Annotated in this window: 6 protein-coding genes; 3 read left to right on the plus strand and 3 right to left on the minus strand. The window is 69.9% G+C overall.

From position 1 onward, the window contains the following. Positions 1 to 17: 17 nt before the first annotated feature. Complete coding sequence (locus ACIHFD_RS55545) at positions 18 to 1,523, minus strand: phosphoesterase (RefSeq protein ID WP_350739507.1); 1,506 nt, start codon at positions 1,521 to 1,523, stop codon at positions 18 to 20. A gap of 216 nt (positions 1,524 to 1,739) precedes the next feature. Here ACIHFD_RS55545 and ACIHFD_RS55550 point away from each other — a divergent pair, with 216 nt between their 5' ends. The 3 genes from ACIHFD_RS55550 to ACIHFD_RS55560 all read left to right on the plus strand — a co-directional run bounded on the left by ACIHFD_RS55550 (position 1,740) and on the right by ACIHFD_RS55560 (position 4,752). After that, a complete protein-coding gene (locus tag ACIHFD_RS55550; RefSeq protein WP_397373799.1) occupies positions 1,740 to 3,308 on the plus strand; it encodes a M28 family metallopeptidase in 1,569 nt (522 codons plus the stop codon). Between the two features lie 108 nt (positions 3,309 to 3,416). Next, on the plus strand, positions 3,417 to 3,995 hold the full coding sequence (locus ACIHFD_RS55555; protein WP_364250201.1) for a DUF4232 domain-containing protein: 579 nt from the start codon (positions 3,417 to 3,419) through the stop codon (positions 3,993 to 3,995). A gap of 79 nt (positions 3,996 to 4,074) precedes the next feature. Then, positions 4,075 to 4,752, plus strand: a complete 678-nt coding sequence (locus tag ACIHFD_RS55560; protein WP_397373803.1) for a YqjF family protein — start codon at positions 4,075 to 4,077, stop codon at positions 4,750 to 4,752. Positions 4,753 to 4,759: 7 nt separating this feature from the next. On the opposite strand, the gene ACIHFD_RS55565 is transcribed toward ACIHFD_RS55560, so the two are convergent. Both ACIHFD_RS55565 and ACIHFD_RS55570 read right to left on the minus strand, forming a co-directional pair. Next, positions 4,760 to 5,026, minus strand: coding sequence for a hypothetical protein (locus ACIHFD_RS55565; protein ID WP_397373800.1), 267 nt, complete (start codon positions 5,024 to 5,026; stop codon positions 4,760 to 4,762). 64 nt (positions 5,027 to 5,090) lie between these two features. Then, positions 5,091 to 5,933, minus strand: coding sequence for an SDR family oxidoreductase (locus tag ACIHFD_RS55570; RefSeq protein ID WP_397373801.1), 843 nt, complete (start codon positions 5,931 to 5,933; stop codon positions 5,091 to 5,093). Positions 5,934 to 6,108: the final 175 nt, after the last annotated feature.

Genomic DNA, 6,108 nt, shown 5'->3' on the forward strand with positions numbered 1-6,108 from the left:
GTCATCCCAGCTTGGCGTCAGCGCTCGATGAACACCGGGTTGGAGTAGAACCACAGGTCGGCCCACGGGTCGGAACCCTTCGGGTCGGGCTGGGGCTCGAGCTCGTCGGTGTTGGTGCCGCGGACGCGGACGTACATGGGGCCGTCGATGTCGCGCACCGTGTGACGGACGACGATCTCGTCACCGTCGCGCCGCCACTGGCCGGCGCCGTAGCGGGCCTCGACCTTGGTGGTGGGGTTGGTGTCGGAGGAGCGGTCCTTGGCCGGGCCGGTGACCCGGCCGGTGATGATGTCGACCCGCTTCACCTGCGGGCGCTCGCCCTTGGCGTTGGCGGTACGCGGCACGCGGAAGCGGACCTCGACCTCGGCGTCACGGTCGTTGCCGCGCAGCGTGAGGGTCTCGCCGACACTGACGGTGTTGCCCTCGGCCTGGCCCTGCGCCTGGCCGGCGCGGGAGACCGTGAGGTCGAGCTGGTCGATCAGGTCGCCGATGACGACGAAGATCCGGCCGCTGCGCAGCCCGTCAAGGATGTCGGCGTAGTCCCAGCCGGCGTGCACATACGTCTTGGAGTACTCGCCCGGCCAGAAGTCGCTGCCGCCGTCGCTGTAGTGCCGGTGGGAATCGGACGTGGAGGTGATCCACCAGCGGCGCCCCTCACCGAGCAGCGAGTCCCACAGGCCGCCGAGCCGGGCGGTCATCTGGTCGAAACCACCCATCGTGGGGTAGTTGCCGTAGCCGCCGCGCTCGCCGTCCGGGTCGATGCTGCCGTCCTTCCTGAGCGTGCCGGCCTGGTGGCCAGGGGCGCCCTCGAAGCCGTGCGCGATCTCCGGCGCGGTGTCGTTCCAGTTGCGGAACTCCGCCGGGGTGTCCTGGCCGTAGACGCCCAGCCCGGAGGCGGAGCGGGCGGGGTGGTTCGCGAACAGCAGCGGCTTGTGCGGGAGCTGCCGCATCACGCGCAGCGCCTCCAGCATCTTCTGCTCGGTGTCGAACGACGGGTCCGCGGGGAACGGGTCACGCTTGGAGAAGCGGCTCTCCAGCTGGAACAGGATGTCGCGCTCGGAAGACACCTTCGGGATGATCAGGCTGGAGTGGTCGGCCGCGGGCGTGTCCAGCTCCATGCCGTAGAACTGCAGCACCCGCGGCACCGACCGGCGCGCCTCCAGCAGGCTCGGGTACCTCTGCTCCGCGTCCAGCTTGGAGTGCAGCGGGCCACCGTGGTCGGTCGACACGATCCAGGCGAGCCCGAACTGCTGCGCGTGCGTGGCGTTGACCGACAACGGGTAGATCGCGTCCCCGCCGATGATCGGCTTGGGCGGGGTGGTGGAGTTGTCGTACCCCACGCTGAACTCGCTGTGCACATGGTGGTCGCCGGGCAGCCAGCGCCGGCGGCTCCCGCCGGGGCGCCGGTCGTCGGCCCAGGCCGGACCGGTCAGGCCGCCGACGGCGACCGCGCCGACCAGTCCGCCGGTGACGGCGAGCAACCGCCGTCGTGTCACGAGCTCGTTCTCTGGAGAAGCGGACATCGAGGATAGTTCCTCTCAAAAGGGCGCTATATGTCCGCACGAGTCCATCCATCACACGTGACGCGCCACCAACGGATCCTCGGCCTCGAGAAGAACAGTCGGAGACCGGCGGCTGTGCGATTCGGGCCTTCCCGAGGGCGGGTATGGCGGTCTACGTTCTCCTATGCCGCCGATTCGGGCAGAATGCACCGATTCCTGCGAGTCAAAGGAGCTCACATGCGCATCACCTCGCGCCGAGGTGCGTACCGCGTCCTCACCATGGCAGCGGCGCTCGCCTTACCTCTCTCGCTCGTCCCCGCCGCGGCGCAGGCGGACCCGGGACCGAACACGGCGCAGAGGAAGCTGATCGAATCCATCACCGCGCCCGCGGTCAAGAAGCACCTGCAGGCCCTGCAGACGATCGCCAACGCCAACGGCGGCAACCGGGCGGCCGGCACGAGCGGGCACGCGGCCTCGCGCGACTACGTCGTCAGCAAGCTCAAGAAGGCCGGCTACACCGTGACGGTGCAGCCGTTCGATTTCGCCTTCTTCGAGGAGAAGTCGACCGCTCTGCTGGAGCGGACCTCCCCCAACCCGCGGGTCTTCGCCCCGACGCCGCCCGACGGCTCCTCCGTCGGCGAGTTCGCCACCATGAGCTACTCCGGCTCCGGTGAGGTGACCGGGACCCTGCAGAACGTCGACCTGGTCCTGCCGCCCGGCCCGACGCCCAGCAGCTCGAGCTCCGGCTGCGAGGCCTCCGACTTCGCCGGCTTCACGCCCGGCAACATCGCCCTGCTCCAGCGCGGCACCTGCAACTTCGTCGTCAAGGCGCAGAACGCCCAGGCCGCCGGAGCCGCCGCCGCGATCATCTTCAACGAGGGCCAGCCCGGCCGTACCGACACCCTGCTCGGCAACCTCGGCGAGCCCGTGTCGATCCCCGTCCTGGGCGCCAGCTTCGCCGTCGGCCAGGAACTGGCCTCGGCCACCAGCGTGGTGCACCTCAAGACCGACACCATCAGCGAGATCCGCACCACCCACAACGTGATCGCCGACTCCAAGTGGGGCGACCCGAACAAGGTCGTCATGTCCGGCGCCCACCTCGACTCCGTACCGGCCGGGCCGGGCATCAACGACGACGGCTCCGGCAGCGCCGCCACGCTCGCGGTGGCCGAGGCGCTCGGCAAGGTCCCCACCCGCAACAAGCTGCGCTTCGCCTGGTGGAGCGCCGAAGAGCTGGGCCTGCTCGGCTCCACCGAATACGTGGACACCCTGCCGGCCGCCGACCTGGCCAAGATCAAGCTGTACCTCAACTACGACATGATCGGCTCCACCAACTACGCGTTCAAGATCTATGACGGTGACAACAGCGACGCCGTCGGCTCCCCCGCCGGCCCGCCCGGATCCGACGAGATCGAGAAGCTCTTCGAGAAGTACTTCGACACGCTGCGCCAGGGCCACAACGGGACCGACTTCGACGGCCGCTCCGACTACGGACCGTTCATCGCGACCGGCATCCCGGCGGGCGGCCTGTTCACCGGCGCCGAGGGCATCAAGACCGCCGAAGAGGCCGCGCTGTTCGGCGGCACCGCCGGCGAACCGTACGACCCCTGCTACCACCAGGCCTGCGACACCATCGCCAACATCAACGACAAGGCGCTCGCGCTGAACACCGGCGCCATCGCCACGGCGACCGTCGTCTACGGCTTCACCTCCGACCTGCCCGGCCCCGACACCCGCGCGGCGGCCACCACCAAGCGCGCCGCCACCAGCGCCGGCGCCGACCTCCAGGGCCGGTCGAAGGGCTGAGCGAACGGGCGCGCCGTCCCCAGGTCGACCGAGGCCGACCTGGGGACGGCGCCACGACCACCGTGACGGCCTGCCAACAAAACACGCGTGACGCTCATCCAACAGAGCATGCAGCGATTCAAACGTGCCGGATCGGCGATGACGGCGAGCGCACTGCTGACCTTGGCCGTGTGCGGCCTTCCGGCATCCGGTGAGGCCACCGCGGTCAGTGCGCAGGGCCCGGCGACCACGAACATCGGCCTCGCGGCGGCCTCCGCCCGCGGAGAAGGGTCGGCGCCGGGGCGCTGCCGCACCGAAGCCCTCTCGGCGCACCTCGGGCGGCAGGACCCGGGGGCGGGAAACGTGTACGCGCCGCTGGTGCTGACCAACACCTCCGCCCAGACCTGCTGGGTGTACGGCTTCGTCGGGCTGGTCATGTTCGACGGCAACGGCGACGCCATGCGGACGCGGGTGCGCAGGGAGAACGTCCGGCCCCAACGGGTGGTGCTGAAGCCGAAGGCCTCCGCCCACGCCAGGCTGCACTGGGTGATGGTGCAGACCGGAGCCGAGAAGCGATGCCCGACCTCGGCCCGCCTGATGATCATCCCTCCGGACGAGGTGGCCCACCTGGAGATCCCGTTCACGGCGATGGCGTGCGACTCCGGGCGGATCGACGTCCGGCCGCTCGCCCCGGGCGCGCGCGCCTGACAGCCTGTTCCCGCCCGCACGACGAGGGCAGAGGTCCAGGGTGCGAGCTCCACCGTCGCCCCGCGTCCATCGGCCGGTGATGTACCACCGTTGGTCGGAGATCACCTTCATCCACTGGCGCTATCCGCCCGCGTGCGTGCAGGCTCTGGTGCCGGGCGGCCTCACGGTGGAGACCTTCGACGGGGCGGCGTGGGTCGGGCTCACGCCCTTTCTCATGCGTGGCGTCCGGTTTCCCGGCCTGCCCGCCCTCCCGTGGCTGTCCACCTTCCCCGAGACGAACCTGCGCACGTACGTCCGCGACCCTCGTGGCCGTACCGGGATCTGGTTCCTGTCCTTGGACGCCGGACGCCTGCTCGCGGCCATCGGTGGCCGCGGCGGCTACAGGCTGCCCTACTTCTGGTCGGACATGTCGGTGGACACCAGGGACGGCCGCACCCGCTACCGCTGCCGCCGGCGCTGGCCCGGCCCGGCCGGCGCGCGGTGCGACGCGGAGGCGGAGCGAGGCGCGCCCCTGGCGGAACGCGAACGCGACGAACTCGCGCACTTCCTGACCGCCCGCTACCGCCTGTTCACCGTCGTGGCCGGTCGGCCGGCCACCGCGCAGGTGGAGCATCCGCCGTGGCCGCTGCACCACTCTCACCTCATCGGCCTGGATCAGGACCTGATCCAGGCGGCGGGGCTACCCACCCGCGAGGAGCCTCCCGTCCTGCATGCCTCCCCTGGAGTGCCGGTACGGGTGGGGATGTGGACCTGGTGACCACGGTTTACGCTGCTTCCGCGGCCTCTCCGATTTGCTGCAGGCTGGGGTGGCGGTGCTGGCCTGCCAGCAGATGGCCGATGGCGACGATGCCCACGACGGGCCACTCCACGATCTCCAATATCCCCAGAGAGACCAGGACCGCGTAGAAGACGAGGTGCTGGGGGCCCGGCAGGGGCACCGTACCGACCACGGGCAAGGCGATCCGCCTGCCGTGCCCGTTCTTGGTGGGCTCGCTCTTGGTGGGCTCGCTCTTGGTGGGCTCGACGACCATGATGCCCCCTCCTTCGGTCGACGACTCACGTTTCGCCTGCCCTCCGTCAGACCCGGTAACCCGCTCAGCCGGGCAGGGTCTCCCCGCCGATGGGGGCCAGGACCTCGCCCGTGTAGTACGACGAGAGGCGACCGGCCGCGAAGAACACGTACGACGGGGCGATCTCGTCGGGGTCGGCGGCCCGCCGCATCGGGACCTGCCGGCCGAACTGCTCCACCTTCTCCTCCGGCATGGTCGCCGGGATGAGAGGAGTCCAGACAGGGCCCGGAGCCACCGCGTTGACCCTGATGCCGCGCTCCACGAGGCTCTGCGCCATCGAATAGGTGAAAGCGTTGATCGCACCCTTGGTGGTGGCGTAGTCGATGAGCGCCTTGTTGCCGCGCAGCCCGTTCACCGATGACGTGTTGATGATCGCCGAGCCCTTGCGCAGATGCGGCAGCGCCGCTTTGGTGATGCGGAAGTAGCTGTGGATGTTGACGTCGAAGGTGTGCTGCCACTGCTCCTCGGACAGCACTTCCAGCGATTCGACGGGCTGCTGGTAGGCGACGTTGTTCACCACGATGTCCAGGCCGCCGAGGTCCGAGACCGCCCGTTCGACGACGGAGGCGCAGTGGTCGCGGTCGGCGAGGTCGCCCGGGATCAGCACACATCGCCGGTCCTCCGCCTCGACCAGCTTCAGCGTGTGCGCGGCGTCCTCGTGCTCGCTCAGGTACGCGATCGCGACGTCGGCGCCCTCCTTGGCGAAGGCCACGGCCACCGCCCGGCCGATCCCGGAGTCACCTCCGGTGATCAGGGCGCGCTTGCCTGCCAGCAGTCCGCTGCCGGTGTAGTGACGCATCTCGTCACGCGGCTCGGGCTCCATGCGTCCGGTGTGTCCCGGGTATGGCTGTTTCTGTGCGGGTGGCATACTGTCCGGTCGTTCTGGCATGGCTCGCGCATGCCCGGACTCGCCCGGGATTAACGTCCGCGAGCCCGGCGCCGGGTGGTGCTGACACGTGAATCCACCTCAGCCAAGCAGGCGGCAGCGAACCCTGGCCGGTGATCGTCGGTCAGGGTTTAGTGGCGAGGCAGGCGTCAGGCGG

The organism is Nonomuraea sp. NPDC051941, assembly GCF_044593615.1.

What these genes read in the sequence shown, in the direction of transcription:
- ACIHFD_RS55565 (WP_397373800.1), bottom strand. Translation starts at nt 5,026, where the DNA reads ATGGTCGTCGAGCCCACCAAGAGCGAGCCCACCAAGAGCGAGCCCACC.
- ACIHFD_RS55570 (WP_397373801.1), bottom strand. Translation starts at nt 5,933, where the DNA reads ATGCCACCCGCACAGAAACAGCCATACCCGGGACACACCGGACGCATG.
- ACIHFD_RS55555 (WP_364250201.1), top strand. Translation starts at nt 3,417, where the DNA reads ATGCAGCGATTCAAACGTGCCGGATCGGCGATGACGGCGAGCGCACTG.
- ACIHFD_RS55550 (WP_397373799.1), top strand. Translation starts at nt 1,740, where the DNA reads ATGCGCATCACCTCGCGCCGAGGTGCGTACCGCGTCCTCACCATGGCA.
- ACIHFD_RS55545 (WP_350739507.1), bottom strand. Translation starts at nt 1,523, where the DNA reads ATGTCCGCTTCTCCAGAGAACGAGCTCGTGACACGACGGCGGTTGCTC.
- ACIHFD_RS55560 (WP_397373803.1), top strand. Translation starts at nt 4,075, where the DNA reads ATGTACCACCGTTGGTCGGAGATCACCTTCATCCACTGGCGCTATCCG.